The organism is Piscinibacter gummiphilus (genome assembly GCF_002116905.1).
Lineage (GTDB): Bacteria > Pseudomonadota > Gammaproteobacteria > Burkholderiales > Burkholderiaceae_C > Rhizobacter > Rhizobacter gummiphilus.
The window spans coordinates 1,770,771-1,787,345 of the sequence record NZ_CP015118.1 but is presented as its reverse complement, the minus strand read 5'-3'; the positions used below and the strand labels follow the sequence as shown (position 1 = coordinate 1,787,345).

The following is a 16,575-nucleotide window of genomic DNA, read 5'->3' as shown; positions in this document are numbered from 1 at the left end:
TCAGTACAGGGTCTCGACGTCGCACGCCAGGCGGTAGCCCGCGCCGCGCTCGGTGACGATGAGCAGCGGATGCGCCGGGTCGGCCTCCACCTTCATGCGCAGGCGCCGCACCTGCACGTCCACCGTGCGGTCGTACACCTCGGCCTCGTGCAGCCGCGACATCGACAGCAGCTGGTCGCGTGTCAGCACCCGCTGCGGCGCGCGGCACAGTGCGTTGAGCAGGCTGAACTCGCCGTTCGACAGCTCCACGGCCTCGCCGTCCGGCGCCACGAGGCGCCGCGTGCGCAGGTTCAGCTCCCACCCGGCGAAGCGGAAGGCGCGGCGGCTGGCGTCGCGCTCGGGCAGCGTGGCCTGCACGCGGTAGCGTCGCAGCACCGCGCGCACGCGGGCCAGCAACTCGCGCGGGCTGAACGGTTTGGTGACGTAGTCGTCGGCGCCCAGTTCGAGGCCCATCACGCGGTCGGCCTCCTCGTCGCGCCCGGTCAGCAGCACGATGGGCACGGTGGCGCGCTCGCGCAGCTGGCGGGCGAGCGCCATGCCGTCCTCGCCGGGCAGCTTCAGGTCGAGCAGCACGAGGTCGATGGCCTCGCGGTCGACCAGCGCGAACAGGTCGCGCCCCGAAGCCGCCGTGGTGACCCGCAACTCGTTCTTGCCCAGGTACTCCGCGACCAGATCGCGGATACTGGGATCGTCGTCGATCACGAGGATGTGCGGTGCAGTGGAGTCGGTCATGAAAAGCGGAGCCTGTCGCATGGATCGTAGCGCATGACCCCCGCGCCGCCGGTTCGTTCCTTCGCACCGCGCTGGTGGCTCGCCGCACTCGCGGGCGTGTGCATCTTCGCGCTGGTGGCGGCCGGGGCGCTGTGGCGGCTGCACCGCGACACGCTCGACGCGCAGGTGCGCGAGCTGAACCTGCTGTCGCTCGCGCTGGCCGACGAACTCGCGCGCGGACTCGAAGGCGCCGAGGAAGGCCTGCGGGCCGTGCGCGCCGGCTGGAACGCCGGGCGCCTCGCGCCATCGGGTCCCGAGACCGAACGGTCGCTGCGCGTGCGTGCGGAGCTGATGCCACTCGTGCAGTCGCTCTGGATGCTCGACACCGAGGGCCGCCTGCTGGCCGCCTCCGACGCGTCGCCGCCGCCCGCGCTGGACACGTTCTCGCCCGCCCTCGCCGACCAGCCCGCCGACGGCACCGCGGTGAGCACCCGATTCGGTGCCCCGCCGCTCGTCGCGCTGGCCGTGCGCGTGCCGTCGCACGGCTGGGTCGTCGCGTCGATGCCGTCGGCCGCCTTGCTCGGCGCGTTCACGGCCACGTCGTCGGCGACCGACGCCCGCATGGCGGTGCTGCGGCAGGATGGTGCCGTGCTGGCCGGCGAGGTGCCCGCGACCGGGCCGGGACGGATCGAGCAGCGGCGCCACGTCGAGCGTTTCGGGGTGGACCTGGTGCTCTCGCGCGACACCACCGCGGCCCTGGCCGGCTGGCGCGAATCCGCGCAGCTGTCGGCCGCCGCCGCGGTGCTGCTGGGCGTCGTGCTCGCGCTGTCGTGGCGCGTCGTTCAACGCGCCGACCGCCGCCGGGCCGAGGCCCAGCAGGCCCTGCAGCTGCAGCGCGCCCGCGCGAGCAAGCTCGAATCGCTCGGCACCATGGCCGGCGGCGTGGCCCACGACTTCAACAACGTGCTCGGGGCCATCGTCGGCTTCGGCGAGATGGCGCAGGACGCCGCCCCCCCGGGCAGCGACCAGGCCCGCCACCTCGACAAGGTGCTGCAGGCCGCGGCACGGGGGCAGTCGCTCGTGGCCCGCATCCTCGCGTTCTCCCGCGGGGGTGCGCGGGCGTCGGCCGTCTTCGTGCTGCAGCCCGTGGTGGAGGAAGTGCTCGCCCTTCTGGCGGGTTCGCTGCGACCCGGCGTGGTGCTGGAGACCGACCTCGCCGCCGCCGACGCCCGCGTGCGCGGCGACGCCACGCGCGTGTTCGAGGCGGTGATGAACCTGTGCACGAACGCGATGCAGGCCATGCCCGACGGCGGCACGCTCACCGTGCGGCTCGTGCGGCAAAGCACCGCGGCCCCCACCGTGCTGTCGCATGCGTCGCTGCCGTCCGGCGACCACCTGGTGCTGTCGGTGGGCGACAGCGGGGCGGGCATCTCCGCCGAGGTGATGGAGCGGCTGTTCGAACCCTTCTTCACCACCCGCGCCGACGGGGGCGGCACTGGCCTCGGGCTCGCGGTGGTGCACGGCGTGGTGTCCGAGTTCGGAGGCGCGGTGGACGTGTGGAGCGCGCCGGGCCGTGGCGCGAGGTTCACGCTGTACCTGCCCGAAAGCACCGACGAAGCCGCTCCGGCGCCCGAGGCCCGCCGGCCGCCGCGGCGCGGGACGGGCGAGGCGGTGCTGGTCGTCGACGACGAACCGGCGCTCGTCGAGATGATGATGGGGCTGCTGGCCGGGCTCGGGTACGCCCCGGCCGGCTTCACCGATCCGCTCGCCGCGCTGGCGGCGGTGCGGGCCGCTCCCGGCACGTTCGCCGCGGTGGTGTCCGACGAAGTGATGCCCGGGCTCAGCGGCACCGAACTGGCGGCCGCCGTGGACGAAGCCGACCCGGGCCTGCCCGTGCTGCTGGTGAGCGGTCATGGCGGTGCGTTGCTGGCGCAACGGGCCGCCCAGGCCGGCGTGACCCGCGTGCTCGGCAAGCCGTTGCGGCGCGCCGAACTCGCGGACGCACTCTCCGACCTGCTCGGCTGATCCCGTTCCGGGATCAGTCGATCTCGTCGGTCTGTTCGCTCACCGCGGCCACGCGGCCGTCGGCGCCGAAGTCCACGAGGAAGCTCGCGGCGCCGTCGTTCACCTGCGGTGCGGTGTAGCGCCACGTGGCGCCGTTCTCGCCCGCGAAGTGGAAGACACGCTCGGGCCGGCCGATGGCGGCGCGCACCTCGGCCGGGGTCATGCCCGTGTGCACGGCGGTCTCCTGCGCGGCCGAGACGCTGATTCCGGGCGCGGCCTGCGCGGCCGCGGCGGCGACCGCCAGCACGGCGGTCGCGAGAAGGTTGCGGGAGGTGGTGTTCATGGAAGTCCTTTCGTGGTGGTCACGGAGGCGCGGGCCTGATGCCGCCCTCCGCACCGCGATCGTCGGCGCGCCGCATTGACGGCACATTGCGGCGCGGCCGCGGCTTCATTGCAGATGTCATCGACGCTCCATTGCAGATGCAACACGGGCACGTCGCTTCCGACACACGACCGGACAGCGCGGCGCCGACGATGCAGCCATGCACCAAGCCCGGTGCGTCACCGAAAGGAAACAGACCATGAAGTTCACCGCGTTCAAGCCCGCCCTCGCCGCCGCCCTGCTCGCCGCCGGACTCGGCTCCACCGCCGCCCATGCCGAACCGTTCTACGCCGGGGCCAACCTCGGCGCGCCGCGCTACGAGGACGGCATCCAGGGCAGCAACGGCCACGGCGACGGGGTCTCGGGCAAGGTGTTCGGTGGCTACCAGGTGACCCCGAACATCGCGTTCGAAGCGGGTTACGCCGACCTGGGCCGCGTCGCCGGCGACGCCGGCCACGTGAAGGCGCACGGCGAGTACCTCGACGCCGTCGGCCTCGCCCCGATCACCGATCAGTGGACTCTGCTCGGCCGCCTCGGCGTGGCCCACATCGACGTCGACACCCCGAACGCCGACACGAGCGGCAACGGCCTGAAGCTCGGCGCCGGCGCGCAGTACGCGATCACCCGCGACGTGTCGCTGCGCGGCGAGTGGGAGCGCTACCGCCCCGACGTCTTCGGCGACAAGCCGAACATCGACCAATTCACGGTCGGTGTGCGCTACGGCTTCTGAACGTCCCGTCCCTCCAGGAGATCCCGCCATGTTTGCTGCCCACCATCCCGCCCCGGCCCGACTGCTGATCCATGCCCACGACGACCACCCGCCGGGCCGCCATGCCGACTCACCGCTGCAGCGGCTGCTCGCCCTGTACCCGTCCGGCAACCGTTCGAACCGCCGCGAACCGCTGCGCCTGCTGATCGACACCCTCGATGGCGAGACGGTGCTGACCGTCGACGACGCCGGCCCGCTGGTCGACGTCTCGCTGCCTCCCGGCACCTACCACGTCACCGCCCACCTCGGGGACGCGCACCGCGGCTACACGATGCGGCTGGACCAGGGCGAGTCGTTCGACCTGCACCTGCGACTGGCCCAGCCCCACGCCTGACGGCCCGCGCCCCGACTGCTGGAGCACCCGCGCCCACGGCCGCAGGCTTCGCGCCTCGCGTGCCGCGGGGCCGCGGTCGAGCCCGGCCCACAGGCCCTCCTCGTTGAAGCTCAGGCGGATGCGCAGGTCGGGGCGCCGTGACAGCGGGCGCACCTCGTCGAGCACGCTGTCGAGCACGGCGGCAGTGCCGATGGGGGCCCCGTCCTCGGGCAGGACCACGAGGGCCACGTGCGGCCGCCACACCTCGCCCGCCCCGAACTGCAGGGCGCCGTAGACGATGCGCAGGCGCGCGGCCGGCACCCCGGCACCCACGAGCGCGAAGTACTTGGCGATGGCGAAGTCCTCGCAGTCGCCCGCACCCCGCGCGGCCAGCTCGGCCGGCGTGGCCCAGAGGTCGGTGCGGTCCGGATCGGGCACGTGGGCCGCCTGGCGGTTGACACCCGCGTTGAGGTCTCCGAGCGGCGGGAACCCGCTGTCGGCAGCATCGGCGGACACGGGGTCCACCGCCAGCCCGGCACAGAGGACGGCGATGCACGGCACCCGGTGGCGCAGCGGAGCGAGTGGCATGGCAACCTCGCACGGCGGGCCAGGAGACGGTTTCGGTGGAACGAACCGACGGCCCCGGAACTTCTGCCGCTGTGTTGCCGCGCTGAAGGGGCGCCTGCCCGCCGGCCGGCCACCTCGACAGCGACTCGTCGGGGTGGTGTTGTTGTGCCCCGGCTCCCACTGAGGAATCGAAGCCCAGGTGTACGGCAACCCGGTGGCCGGGTCAAGGACCGGGACGGCCGATCAGGCCGAACGCTTGCGCGCGGTCACCTCGATCTCGATGCGCATGCGCGGGTCCACGAGGCCGGCGGAGATCATCGTCGCGGCCGGACGCACCTCGCCGAGGTACTTGCGCATCACCGGCCAGCACGACGGGAACTCCGACGCGACGGGCAGCACGTAGTTGACCCGCACGATGTCCTGCAGGCTCGCGCCGGCCTGTTCCAGCGCGGCCTGGATGTTCTTGAAACACTGCTCGGCCTGGTCGACCACGCCGTCGGCGATCGTCATCGTGGAATAGTCGAAGCCGGTGGTTCCGGACACGAAGACCCATTCGCCGTCGACGACGGCCCGGGAATAGGCCATGTCCTGTTCGAAGGTCGAGCCGGAGCTGATCAGTTGGCGTGACATGAAACTGGTGAATCTGCTGGAAAACCAGGATGATGGCACACCCCTCCCGCGGCCCGGTATCGATACCGCTTCAGGACACCGTGATGCGGGGTTTTGGCGTGCCTGTCGCCTGACAACGACAAACCGGGGCGCCAACCAGAGTAATCTTCGCCCCGTTGAACGTACGTCCATTTCTGTACCCAAGACGCCCATGTCCGCGAAACCGACCGCCAACGCCGCCTTTGCTCCCCGCAAACCCCGACTCACGCTCAAGGACGTCGCGGCCGCGCTGGACGTCAGCCGTACCACCGTGTCGAACGCGTTCAACCGGCCCGAGCAGCTGTCCGAGGCCCTGCGGGCGGACATCCTCGCGAAGGCCCGCGAACTCGGCTACTTCGGCCCGGACCCCGCCGCCCGCGCGCTGCGCAGCCGCGAGATCCGCCAGGTCGCCGTGGTGTTCCACCACGACCTGAGCTTCGCGCTGGCCGACCCCTTGAGCATCGAGTTCCTCCGCGGCGTGGCCCAGGAACTGGACGCGCGCGGCATGACGATGCAGCTGATCCCGAAGATGGGCCGCACCGTGTCCCTCGCCTATGCCTTCCAGACCACGGCCGACGCGCTCGTGGTCTACGCCGAGGTCGACGCCGACCTCGCTCCCGAGGTCAAGGCCTTCAGCAAGCCCATCGTGCTGGTCGACACCGGCGTCACCGGCGTGCCGTCGGTGCGCATGGACGACCGCGCCGGCGCCGCCGCGGCGATGGACCACGCGCTCAAGGGCGCACCCGACCGCGTGCTGGTGCTCTCGTTCACCCTCGACGAGCGCCAGCGCAAGCACCGCCTCGACCTCAAGTCGCCCCGCAGCGGTTCGGTCACGATGGAACGCAGCCACGGCTACGTGGGCGCCGCCCACAAGGCCGGCTTCGACCTCGACCGCATCGACTGGCTGGAGATGGACGACAACAAGCCGGCCGACGAGATCGACCGCATCACCGACTACCTGAAGCAGTTGCCCGCGCGCACGAAGCTCGCGGTGCTGGGCATGGCCGACACCATGGCCCTCGTGGGCGTCGAGGCGCTGCGCGGCAACCGCCGCCTCGACGTCACCTCCATCGTCGGCTTCGACGACATCCCCGCGGCCGGCGCCGCGGGGCTCACCACCATGCGCCAGGACGGCGCCCTGAAGGGCCGACTGGCCGTGCGCCAGGTGCTCGACGGCGAACGCAGCGATCCGCTGCCGTTCGAGCTGGTGGTGCGCAACACCTGACTCGTCCGACCCAGAAAAAACGGCCGACGCCCCCCCGAGGGCGCCGGCCGAAAAGGTCGCCGTCTGCCGGTCAGGGCTTCAGGAACGGACCGTCTGCACCAACCTTGCCCGGCGCCGGATTCCCCGGCAGGTCCAGCACGTAGATGCGCGCGTTCCCCTGCCCCGACACCGTGGCGGTCAGCACACCCGAGGAGACCACCTTCGTGTCACCCGTGACGGCATCCTTGTAGGTGCCGTTCGGGATTCCGCTGAACGTCGCGCCGCTGGTCACCGCGACCAGCACGAAGCTGTCGACGCCCTTGGCCGCATCGGTGAAGCGGCGCTTGTAGGCGATGCCTCCCGACACGCCTTCGGTCGAGTACTGCCCCTTCTGCAGCGCCGGCACCTTGCGGCGGATCTGGTTCAGGCGCTGCACGTGCTTGACAAGCGGCTTGGCGAGCGTGGTGGCCACCGCGCCCGTGGCGCTCGACACCACGCCGAAGTCGGACGCCACCACCGTGCCTTCGAGGTTGTCGCCGAAGTACGCGCGGCCGGTGGTCGCGAGCGGGCAGGTCGGGCCGCAGTCGATCTGCTTGCCCGCCTGGAACTCGATCTCCGAGCCGTAGTACAGCGTCGGGATGCCCCGGAAGGTCCACATCAGGCTCATGTTCTCGGCCCAGGCCGCCGTGCCGCCGGTGTAGCGGGTGTTCGACTTGTTCGGGCCGTAGTCGTGGCTGTCGACGTACACGACGTTGTAGGTCGCGTCGTTGTAGCTGTCGTCCGAGTCCTTGCCGTTCCAGTACGCGTTGCCGGCGTCGCCGAAGTTCATGTGCATGCGCATGTCGATCACGCTCATGCCGGAGAACTTGCTGTGGTCGGGCGTGCGGTAGTTGTTGCCCGACAGGAACGCGTTGGTCGACGTCGGCTGGTTGCCGGTGCCCTGGTTGTTCTCGTAGTTGAACTGCTCGAGCGCGGCGGCCGTGTCGTCGGCGCTGTACGTCGCGCGTTCCTTCCACGTGAAGAACTGGGCCGAGTGGTTCGGCGAACCGCGGTTCCACTTGTCGTTCACGAACGAACCCACTTCACCGAACATGAAGAAGTTCTTGCCCTTCTCGCCGAAGGTGGCCTCGGCGTACGCGTGCGCGTCGGGCAGGAAGTGGCGGTTCCACGTGACGCGCGGGATGTGCACCGCGGTGTCGATGCGGAAGCCGTCCACGCCCATCGCGATGTACTTCCGGTAGACCTGCTTCAGGTAGTCCTGCACGGGCTTCGACTCGGTGTTGAAGTCGGCCAGGTCCTCGTGGATCCAGCAGCTGCGGGCGTCCTCGCCTTCCCAGTTGCCGATCCAGCACTGGTGGTACAGCTCGGGCTTGAACATGCCGGTGGTCGGGTTCGGCCACTGGCAGTTGTAGATGCGGTAGCCCTCCTTGCTGGTGAACGACGTCGGCACGCCCCAGTTGCGGCAGGTGTTGCCGGCCGGCTCGGTGGTGCTCCAGAGGTCACCCGTGTACGACTTGCCCATCGGGTCGGCGACCGTGATGCCGTCGTACACCCGGCCTGCGATCGGCTCGTCGTAGTACCAGCTCCACTGCGCGTCGCGAACGCCGAACACCTTCGGGGTCTGCAGGTTCTTCTCGCCCCAGCGGCTCGAGTGGTTGTAGACCACGTCCTGGATGATCTTGATGCCCTTCGCGTGGGCCGCGTTGATCAGGTCCTGGTAGGAGGCGCCCGCGCTCTCCAGGCGCGGGTCGACGCGCATGAAGTCCCAGCCGTGGTAGCCGTGGAAGTCGTAGTCCGAGCGGTTGAGCACCACCGGCGTGATCCACACCGCCGAGAAGCCCAGCGCCTTGATGTAGTCGAGCTTCTGCATCAGGCCCTTGAAGTCGCCGCGGAACATCGGGTCGTTGTTGGCCGCGTTGCCCGAGGTCACGTGGAACTGGCCTCCGCGGTTGTTCGTCGAGTCGCCGTCGTAGAAGCGGGCCGTCATCACGAAGTAGATCGAGTCCTCGCGCATGTCGGTGCCGATCGGCGTGCCCGCGGCGCTTGGCTGGCCCGTGGTCGCCCCCACCGAGGCGCTGGCCGCCGAGCGGTTGCCGGCGGCGTCGTACGCGGTGATCGTGTAGCTGTACGTCGTCTGCGCCGCGCCCGTGTCGTTGAACGTGGTGCCGGTGACGTTGGTGCTCACCGGGCCCGCGCCGCCCGTGCGGGAGACGGTGTAGCCGGCCACGCCCACGGCGTCGGTGGATGCGGTCCAGCGCACCGTGATCGACGTGCCGCTCGTGGTGGCGGTGAGGCCGGTCGGCACCGTCGGGGCGATGGTGTCGACCTCGGGGGCCGCGGTGGACGCCGACAGCGCGGTGCTCTGCGCGGACCAGTTGCCGGCCGCGTCGCGTGCCCGCACGGTGAAGCTGTACGCGGTGTTCGCGCTCAGGCCCGAGGCCGTGAAGTTCGTGGTGCTGGAGGTGCCCGCGGAGACCCCGTTGCGGAACACCTCGTAGCCGGTCACGCCCACGAGGTCGGCGGCGGCGGTCCAGGCCAGCCCGATGGTGCTGGTGGTGGCACCCGTCTTCGACAGGCCCGTGGGCACCGTCGGCGGGGTGATGTCGATGCCCTCGCACGGGTCACCCGACGAGACGGCCCCGTTCTCGACCTTCTGGCTGCCGGTTGCGAGCGCGTAGTTGCGTCCGCCGTTGTTGTCCCAGGTCGAACCGTTGTTGAACGTGACCGCGAGGCCCGTGGCCGAGCCGAGCGAGACCACCTTCTTGCGCCAGCCCGTGCAGGCCGTGTCCATCGACACGCCCGGCGGGGTGGTCCACGCGCCGCCGTTCGGGGCGTAGTGAATGTTGACCGTGGTCCATGCGGAGTTCGGCTTGTAGAACACGGTGGCGCTGTTGGTGCCGCTCGTCGCGCAGGGGTTGCCCGCGTTCGCGACGATCCCGCCGTTCTTCACCTGGTGGATGCCGTCCGGGATCGTGTAGTTGCCGCCGCCCGTGGGGTTGTCCCACACGTTCGAGCCGTTGTTGAACACGGCCTGGAAGGTGCTGGCCGACGAGGTCACGGTGGCGACGGTCCAGCCCGTGCAGGCCGCCGTCATGGCGGTGCCGGGGACCGTGGTCCACGTGCCGCTCGCGTTGTGGTGGATGTTCGCTCCGGTCCAGCCCTTGTAGGTGGTGGAGTAGTAGACGGTCGCGGTGGCTGCCACGGCCGCGGGCGCGATGCCGGCGGCGAGCAGACCCGCGAGCGCGGTGAGGCGCCAGGGTTTCATAGCTTCGCTCCAAACTGCAGCGTCGCTGGTTCCTGCGCGCCAGGGACCAACGACGATTCGGGATGCGGAAGCACCGACCGGTCGGGGCACACCGCAGGAAGAATCGACACCTGAATCGGTTCAGATTTCGAGTGGAGGCGATTCTGTATCGGTCAAGAGATTGCCGATGCGGTGCTTTCCCTAGGCTTGGGGAGAATCCGGGGGAACCGCTTCCGCATCCCGCGGAAACGGTTCCGGCGTCACGTCACCTGCGGAGGACGGCGAGCGCCGCCATGGTGTCCTCCGCCGTGATGCGGTCGTCGTTCCAGAACGCCGCCACCGTCTCGCGCACGGCCTTCTCGGTCGCGTCGTCCTGCACCATGCGGTGGGCGATCGACGGCACGAGGTTGTTGAGCATCGCGCTCGCGACGAAGTGCGCGCTGGACTCCTGGCCGCAGCGGTCGAAGCGGTCGCGGTTGATGCCGGTCACCACGGGGATCGAACCCTTGTTGAGGTTGAAGTTCTCCTGGAACTTCGGACTCATGATGGTCTTGACCAGCGCGCGCTGGCCTTCGGTCGCCTTCGGGTCCTTCAGCTGGAACATCGCGAAGCTGTCGATGTTGAAGATGTACGACCGCTCGGTGCCTGGCGCGGCCACGCACAGGAACTGCTCGCCGGGCACCTGCTTCGCGGCGAGGAACTCGCCCTTGGCCCAGTCGCCCATGAACTGCATGCCGGCCTGGCCGCTGATGACCATGGCGGTCGCCTTGTTCCAGTCGCGGCCCGGCGCGCCCTTGTCGGTGTAGGTCTTGATGCGGCGGAAGGTCGTCAGCACCCGTTCCATCGTGGGACTGCGCAGCGCGTTGGGGTCGAGCTGCACGAAGGCGCGACGATAGAACTCGGCGCCGCCGATGCCCAGCGCGACGGTCTCGAACGTCGTGAAGTCCTGCCACGACTGGCCGCCGTGGGCCACGGGGATGATGCCCACCTTCTGCAAACGCTCGGCGACGGCGAAGAACTCGTCCCACGTGCGCGGCGGGCGGGCGCCGGCCTTGCGCAGTGCGTCGCGGTTGATCCACAGCCAGTTCACGCGGTGCACGTTGACGGGCACCGCCACGTAGTGGCCGTTGTACTTCATCACGTCGGCCACCACCTTCGGCACCTGGGCGTCCCACGCCTGTTCGCGCGCGATGTCGTCGAGGTTCGCGAGCACGCCGAGGCGGCCCCACTGCTGGATCGCCGGACCCTTGATCTGTGCGGCCGCGGGCGGATTGCCCTGCTGCACGCGGTCCTTCAGCGCGGCCATCGCGCTGTCGCCGCCGCCGCCCTCGACGGCGAAGTCACGCCAGCGGTGTCCCTGGCTGGCGAGCAGTCCCTTGAGTTCGTCCACCGAGCGGGCTTCTCCGCCGGCCGTCCACCAGTGCAGCACCTCGACCTCCGCCGCCGCCACCGCCCCCATGCAGAGCGCCAGCGCACTGCCCATCACCCACGTCCTTGCCGTCCGAGCCTTCACGCACGTTCCTTTTCCGAGTGACCGAAAACAGGGCCGACACGCGTCGCGGGAAAGCCGCGGAACCGGTTTCACGCAAGGACGACCCCCTGAGGGAATCGATTATTAAAGCGACCTTACAGAATATTTCTGCTCGTTAACACCGAGCCGGTGCCAACGTTGGCACGAACCGTCAGCCCGCGGCGTGCTCGCGGCTGTCCGAGGTGCGCAGACCCAGCATCTTCGCGAACGCCTCCGCGCCGAGCGTGCCGGTCGCCATCGACGGCATCGTGGAGCCGACGACCATGCGCCGGCACCACTCGCGCTGGGCGGGGGTGTCGACGTCGGAGGCCACCACGCGGAACATGCGCGCCACGCCGAGCGCCACGAGGCTGCGCGCCAACCCGTCGGCCGAGGCGGAGGCCGCGGCGACGTACCGCGGCGCCTGCAGTTTCAGCAGGTCGATGGGGGTCTCGACCAGTCGCAGCAGGCTCAGGTCCTGCACGCCCAGCCCCGTCACCGCGACCCCCACCCCGAGCGCATGCAGCGCGTCGATGAGCGCGACATGGCCATGGTGATCGTCGAGCAGGCCGGGGCGCAGCTGCACCACGAGCCCGTGCGCCGCGGCGCGGTCGCCCGACAGCAGGCGATGCGCCTTCTCGAGTGCCGACGCCGTCTCGCCGAGCAGGTTGACGGCGATGCGCACCGGCGGCAGCCCCCGGTTGCGCCAGGTCTGCGCGTGGCGGCTGGCCTCGGACAGCATCCAGGCGTTGAGCCGCTCGGCGAGCACCTCGTCCTGGGCGGTGTCGAACATCTCGTGCAGCGAGGCGGGCGCCCCGTCGCCGTCCCAGCGCGGCACCGCGTCGGCGCCGAGCACCCGGCCGCTCGCGAGGTCGAGGTCGGGCAGGTAGTCGAGGCGCAGCTCGCCGCGGTCGAGGGCCTCGCGCAGCCGGTCCTCGCGCTGCAGGTGGGCGTCCATCTGCGCCTGCAGATCGGCCTGCAGGAAGCGGCAGGCGTCCTTGCCGCCCTTCTTCGCGCCGTACATCGCGGTGTCGGCGCCCTTGATCAGCGTGGCGGCGTCCTGGCCGTCGAGCGGGTAGACGGCGACGCCGATGCTCGCGCCCACCTGGTGGACACGGCCCCCGTCTTCGATGGGCAAGCGTGCCGCGGCCAGCAGCTTGCGGCCCACGTTGAATGCGTGCAGCGGCGACTGCAGGCTCTCGATGACGGCGACGAACTCGTCGCCACCCACACGCGCCACCATGTCGGACTCGCGCAGGCAGGCCTTGAACCGCTGCGCGAGCACCTTCAGCACGAGGTCGCCGGCGTCGTGGCCCGCGCCGTCGTTGACGGCCTTGAAGCCGTCGAGGTCGATGAACAGCACCGCGGTGCGGCCCCCGCCGCGCTTGGCCCGGCCGATCGCCTGCTCCAGCGCGTGCTGCAGTCCGCTGCGCGTGGGCAGGCCCGTGAGTTCGTCGTCGAGCGCGGAGGCCGGGCCGTTGCGCAGGCGCATCTCGTTCTGCGCTTCCATCAGTTTCGCGAGCTGGTCGGCGAGGTCCGACCGCGAACCCGCCGCGCGGCGCTGGATGAACCAGATGATGCCGGCCATCGCCAGCACCACGGCGCCGGCCGCGCCCCACAGCAGCGCCACGTTGCGCTGGCGCTTCTGCTCGGTCTCGAGGCCCAGCTGGAAATCGCTGCCGACGGGCGGCGGCGCGGTGAAGACCGTCTCCGTGTTCTCGAGCAGCCACACCTCGCGGCCATGGCGGGCGAGGTCGAGCAGCTGGTCCTTCGGATGGTTCTTCGTCTCGCCGCGGTGCAGGATGAAGTTGAAGCCGGTGGCCGACGGATCGATCGGCACGTCGAAGTACACGCCGTAGGCGTCGACCCCGGCGGGTTCGAGCGGACGCTCCCACGTCACGTCGCGCGTGAGCACGAGGTTCGAGCCCCACAGGTGCAGCCCCCAGCCCGTGTAGTCGTGGCTCACGCGGTGGAAGTGCAGCCGCACGACGTTGGCGGGCGGTGCGTCCGCGAACGCGGGCCCCGCCGCACCGAGCAGCAGCAGCCAGCACAGCGCGATGGCCTGAAGCGGGCGGAACGCCCACTTCGTCAAGGAACAGAACGGGATGGAACGGAACATGAAGGACGGTGACGACAAAAAGCCGGTCGTTCATCGTCTTCGGCCGCGCCCCCCGTGTGTGAAGGGGTTTTCGCGCAAGGCCCGTGTCAAAACTCACGCGGACCGCCGCTACGGCGGCATCGATTCAGCTGCGGATGCGGCCGAGGAGCACGGGCAGGCCCGACTGCAACAGTTCCTTGACGGCGGGATCGCTCATCGCCGCCTCGTCGATCACGACCGTGAACGTGACGTAGGCATCGTCGAGCCCGAGGCTGCCCGCGGTCTCCTGCACCCGCCCGCCGTCCTGTTCGGTCACCACCGGCGGCTCGAGGTAGGCGACGCCGCCGTTGCCGTCGACCGGAAAGGTCTTCAGACCTTTCTTCGCGGCCAGGTGCTCGATGAACTCGCGGCCCACCTTCGGGCGCTCCTTCACGTACGCCTTCAGCGAGTGGTAGGTGAAACGGATCAGGAACTGGTCGGGGTTGGCGGGCGTGAGCACCAGCGTGCGGCCCTCGTCCTCGTACGACTGGCGGTACCCGTTGGGCACGTTCATCTTCCAGTCGGCATCGGGGTCGCGCTCGGCGGCGGAGGCGTGCGACACCCACGTCATGGCGGCGAAGAACACGGACGCCACGCGGCGGATCCAGCGGCAACGGAAAGCAGGCAAAACGATCTCCTCGGGAACGCGGATTCTCGCCGATCGCGAGGTTCAGGCCTTCGAGCCCGAGAAGGCGAGCCGCGCGCCGAGGCCGATCAGCATGGCACCCAGCGAGCGCGACACCCATGCCGACAAGCGCCGGTTCGCCGCGAGCGCGCCCGCGGCCCGCGCCGCCAGCAGCGCGATGGTCACCTCGACGACCACGCTCACGGCCACGAGCGCGAGGCCCAGGCCGAAGATCTGCCACGCGGGGTCGCCATGGCCGGGCCGCACGAACTGCGGCAGGAAGGCGATGAAGAACAGCGCCACCTTCGGGTTGAGCACGTCGATCAGCACGCCCTCGCGCCAGCACTGCCACGCGGTGGCGGGCGGCCGGGCCGCGGGCGCGGCCGTGACCTCGCCCGCCGACAGGATGGCGCGCACGCCCAGGTACACGAGGTAGGCCGCACCCACCCACTTGAGCACGGTGAACGCGAGCGCGGACGCGGCGAACAGCGCCGACAGGCCCAGCGCCGCGGCGACGGCGTGCACGAGCGCGCCCGAACACACGCCGATGGCCGAGGCCACGCCGGCACGCGTGCCCTGGTTCAGCGAACGGGACACGATGTACATCATGTCCGGCCCGGGCGACACGTTCAGCGCGACGACGGCGCTCACGAACACCAGCCAGAACGACAGCGATTCCACCCGATTTCCCTTTCTCTCAGAGGCCCACGCCCTTGGCCATCAGCGACGCCGCGGCCAGGATGCCGACGAGCAGCACCAGCTCGACCTTCAGGATGCGGGAGATCCAGGTGTACTGCGCCTCGCTGACCACCGGCGCGAGGCCGCCGCGCAGGTCGCGGCTCCAGCGGATGAACACCACCGTGGGATAGATCGACAGCAGCCCCACCACCACGAACAGCGTGAGCTTGAGGTGGAAGAACGGGTTGTGCAGGTAGTAGTCGAGGCCCTTCTCGAAGCGCCACACGCGCAGCGCGCCGGCCACCAGCAGCACCAGCGCGCTCAGGCCATAGAGGCGGTCGAGCTGCTGCAGGCGCGAGGCCTCGGCGACGGTGGGTGCGCGGTTGAACAGCAGCCACTCGCCGAGCAGCGTGCCGAACACGCCGAACACGGCGGCGAAATGCAGGAAGGCGATGGTGGCGCTGGCCAGCATGGAGGCGACTCCTCAGGAAGGACGAACCGTGTCGGGACCGTGCGGCGCCGCAGTGAACGCGGGCAGCGCCTCGCATTCGGCCGTGAAGGCCACGAGCCGCGGGTGGCTGGCCGCAGGGACCCGGTCGGGCACCATGGCCTGCAGGAAGGTCCAGGCCACCGCGGTGGTCACGCCGGCCTGGTCGAGCGTGGCGGTGGTGGCCCCCAGCGGGCGCCGGCCGAGGTCGGCCTCCATCGCGGCACACGCCGCCAGCAGCTGGCCGGTGACCCGCTCGACCCACGGGCCGTGGCGCTTGTCCTCGGGCCGCAGCTCGTGCTCGTAGACGATCTGAATGCTCTTGTCGAGCGCGGCCATCGCGAGGCCGATGGCGCGCAGCGTGTGCTGGCGCGCGGGCAGTGCCGCGGGCATCAGCGAACGGCGGCCGGCGGCGAGTGCCTCGGCGTAATCGAGGATCAGCGTGGAGTCCATCAGCACCTCGCCGTCGTCGCAGACGAGCGTGGGCGCCTTCACCACCGGGTTGATGGCCTGGAACTGCGGGAACGTGCGGAAGACCGACACCGAACGGTGCTCGAACGGCAGTCCCAGCAGTTGCAGCGACACGGCCACGCGCCGCACATAGGGTGAATCGAGCATGCCGACCAGTTGCACCTGCCACCTCCTTCCAGGGAAACGGCCAGTCTATAAGAAAGAGAAAACCCGGCAGCGTCCTCAGCCGAAGAAGCCGGCGCGGTGCATCGCGGCGAGCAGCGCCGAGAGTCCCTCGTCCACCGTCTGCCGTGCCGTGTCGATGCGGAGCTCCGGCCGGGACGGCGGTTCGTACCGCGAATCGATGCCGGTGAACCCGGGCAGGTCACCCCGCCGGGCCCGTGCGTACAGGCCCTTCGGGTCGCGGGCCTCGCACACGGCCAGCGGCGCATCGACGAACACTTCGAGGAAATCCCCGGCGGGGAAGCGGCGGCGGGCCGCCTCGCGTTCGCCGCGGAACGGCGAGATCATCGCGCTCAGCACGACCAGCCCGGCGTCCACCAGCAGCCGGGCCACCTCGGTGGCCCGGCGCATGTTCTCGATGCGGTCGGCATCGCTGAACCCCAGGTCGCTGCAGAGTCCGCCGCGCAGGTCGTCCCCGTCGATCACGCTGGTGTGCAGGCCCAGGTCGTGCAGGAGCCGTTCCGCGCTCGCGGCCAGGGTCGACTTGCCGGCCCCCGACAAGCCGGTCATGTAGACCACGCCGCCGCGGTGCCCATTGAGCCGCTCGCGCTGCGCGCGGGTCACCCGCGCGGCGGAACCGGGCCCCGGCACCGACCGCATGGA

The 16,575-nt window shown here is 70.5% G+C and carries 15 protein-coding genes; 3 read left to right on the top strand and 12 right to left on the bottom strand.

The window, feature by feature from the left end; genetic code table 11:
• Entirely contained in the window at positions 1-732 is a 732-nt protein-coding gene (locus A4W93_RS08075; RefSeq protein ID WP_085750132.1) for a response regulator transcription factor, read from the bottom strand.
• Positions 733-765: 33 nt separating this feature from the next.
• On the opposite strand from A4W93_RS08075, the gene A4W93_RS08070 reads away from it, so the two are divergent.
• The gene (locus tag A4W93_RS08070) at positions 766-2,736 is read left to right on the top strand and encodes an ATP-binding protein (RefSeq protein WP_085750131.1); all 1,971 of its coding nucleotides are present in this window, start codon (positions 766-768) and stop codon (positions 2,734-2,736) included.
• 13 nt (positions 2,737-2,749) lie between these two features.
• Here the strand turns inward: A4W93_RS08070 and A4W93_RS08065 are convergent, their stop codons facing one another.
• Positions 2,750-3,058, bottom strand: coding sequence for a hypothetical protein (locus A4W93_RS08065; protein WP_085750130.1), 309 nt, complete (start codon positions 3,056-3,058; stop codon positions 2,750-2,752).
• Between the two features lie 238 nt (positions 3,059-3,296).
• Between A4W93_RS08065 and A4W93_RS08060 the strand changes: the two genes are divergently transcribed.
• On the top strand, positions 3,297-3,827 hold the full coding sequence (locus A4W93_RS08060) for an outer membrane beta-barrel protein (protein WP_157782135.1): 531 nt from the start codon (positions 3,297-3,299) through the stop codon (positions 3,825-3,827).
• Positions 3,828-3,936: 109 nt separating this feature from the next.
• Here the strand turns inward: A4W93_RS08060 and A4W93_RS08055 are convergent, their stop codons facing one another.
• Positions 3,937-4,767, bottom strand: a complete 831-nt coding sequence (locus tag A4W93_RS08055) for a transglutaminase-like cysteine peptidase (RefSeq protein WP_085750128.1) — start codon at positions 4,765-4,767, stop codon at positions 3,937-3,939.
• 222 nt (positions 4,768-4,989) lie between these two features.
• On the bottom strand, positions 4,990-5,376 hold the full coding sequence (locus A4W93_RS08050) for a RidA family protein (RefSeq protein WP_085754079.1): 387 nt from the start codon (positions 5,374-5,376) through the stop codon (positions 4,990-4,992).
• A gap of 190 nt (positions 5,377-5,566) precedes the next feature.
• Here A4W93_RS08050 and A4W93_RS08045 point away from each other — a divergent pair, with 190 nt between their 5' ends.
• Positions 5,567-6,619, top strand: coding sequence for a LacI family DNA-binding transcriptional regulator (locus tag A4W93_RS08045; RefSeq protein WP_169726520.1), 1,053 nt, complete (start codon positions 5,567-5,569; stop codon positions 6,617-6,619).
• A 70-nt stretch (positions 6,620-6,689) separates the two neighbouring features.
• Here A4W93_RS08045 and A4W93_RS08040 read toward each other — a convergent pair whose 3' ends face one another.
• From A4W93_RS08040 to cysC, 8 genes are all read right to left on the bottom strand, one after another.
• Positions 6,690-9,863 (bottom strand): carbohydrate binding domain-containing protein, encoded by a 3,174-nt coding sequence (locus A4W93_RS08040; RefSeq protein WP_085750126.1) that lies wholly within the window; start codon positions 9,861-9,863, stop codon positions 6,690-6,692.
• 244 nt (positions 9,864-10,107) lie between these two features.
• Positions 10,108-11,325: an ABC transporter substrate-binding protein gene (locus A4W93_RS08035; RefSeq protein ID WP_085750125.1), complete on the bottom strand. Its 1,218-nt coding sequence runs from the start codon at positions 11,323-11,325 to the stop codon at positions 10,108-10,110.
• A gap of 199 nt (positions 11,326-11,524) precedes the next feature.
• The gene (locus A4W93_RS08030; RefSeq protein WP_169726519.1) at positions 11,525-13,444 is read right to left on the bottom strand and encodes a diguanylate cyclase domain-containing protein; all 1,920 of its coding nucleotides are present in this window, start codon (positions 13,442-13,444) and stop codon (positions 11,525-11,527) included.
• A 151-nt stretch (positions 13,445-13,595) separates the two neighbouring features.
• On the bottom strand, positions 13,596-14,084 hold the full coding sequence (locus A4W93_RS08025; protein WP_085750123.1) for a hypothetical protein: 489 nt from the start codon (positions 14,082-14,084) through the stop codon (positions 13,596-13,598).
• A gap of 75 nt (positions 14,085-14,159) precedes the next feature.
• The gene (locus A4W93_RS08020; RefSeq protein ID WP_085750122.1) at positions 14,160-14,795 is read right to left on the bottom strand and encodes a LysE family translocator; all 636 of its coding nucleotides are present in this window, start codon (positions 14,793-14,795) and stop codon (positions 14,160-14,162) included.
• A 16-nt stretch (positions 14,796-14,811) separates the two neighbouring features.
• A complete protein-coding gene (locus A4W93_RS08015) occupies positions 14,812-15,264 on the bottom strand; it encodes a DUF2214 family protein (protein ID WP_085750121.1) in 453 nt (150 codons plus the stop codon).
• Positions 15,265-15,276: 12 nt separating this feature from the next.
• Positions 15,277-15,912: a glutathione S-transferase gene (locus tag A4W93_RS08010; protein WP_085750120.1), complete on the bottom strand. Its 636-nt coding sequence runs from the start codon at positions 15,910-15,912 to the stop codon at positions 15,277-15,279.
• 60 nt (positions 15,913-15,972) lie between these two features.
• Positions 15,973-16,572, bottom strand: coding sequence for an adenylyl-sulfate kinase (gene cysC, locus A4W93_RS08005; RefSeq protein ID WP_085750119.1), 600 nt, complete (start codon positions 16,570-16,572; stop codon positions 15,973-15,975).
• Positions 16,573-16,575: the final 3 nt, after the last annotated feature.

Excerpts from the sequence above, each read along its gene's own strand:
- A4W93_RS08075 (WP_085750132.1), bottom strand. The coding sequence starts at position 732 with ATGACCGACTCCACTGCACCGCACATCCTCGTGATCGACGACGATCCC.
- A4W93_RS08070 (WP_085750131.1), top strand. The coding sequence starts at position 766 with ATGACCCCCGCGCCGCCGGTTCGTTCCTTCGCACCGCGCTGGTGGCTC.
- A4W93_RS08065 (WP_085750130.1), bottom strand. The coding sequence starts at position 3,058 with ATGAACACCACCTCCCGCAACCTTCTCGCGACCGCCGTGCTGGCGGTC.
- A4W93_RS08060 (WP_157782135.1), top strand. The coding sequence starts at position 3,297 with ATGAAGTTCACCGCGTTCAAGCCCGCCCTCGCCGCCGCCCTGCTCGCC.
- A4W93_RS08055 (WP_085750128.1), bottom strand. The coding sequence starts at position 4,767 with ATGCCACTCGCTCCGCTGCGCCACCGGGTGCCGTGCATCGCCGTCCTC.
- A4W93_RS08050 (WP_085754079.1), bottom strand. The coding sequence starts at position 5,376 with ATGTCACGCCAACTGATCAGCTCCGGCTCGACCTTCGAACAGGACATG.
- A4W93_RS08045 (WP_169726520.1), top strand. The coding sequence starts at position 5,567 with ATGTCCGCGAAACCGACCGCCAACGCCGCCTTTGCTCCCCGCAAACCC.
- A4W93_RS08040 (WP_085750126.1), bottom strand. The coding sequence starts at position 9,863 with ATGAAACCCTGGCGCCTCACCGCGCTCGCGGGTCTGCTCGCCGCCGGC.
- A4W93_RS08035 (WP_085750125.1), bottom strand. The coding sequence starts at position 11,325 with ATGGGCAGTGCGCTGGCGCTCTGCATGGGGGCGGTGGCGGCGGCGGAG.
- A4W93_RS08015 (WP_085750121.1), bottom strand. The coding sequence starts at position 15,264 with ATGCTGGCCAGCGCCACCATCGCCTTCCTGCATTTCGCCGCCGTGTTC.
- cysC (WP_085750119.1), bottom strand. The coding sequence starts at position 16,572 with ATGCGGTCGGTGCCGGGGCCCGGTTCCGCCGCGCGGGTGACCCGCGCG.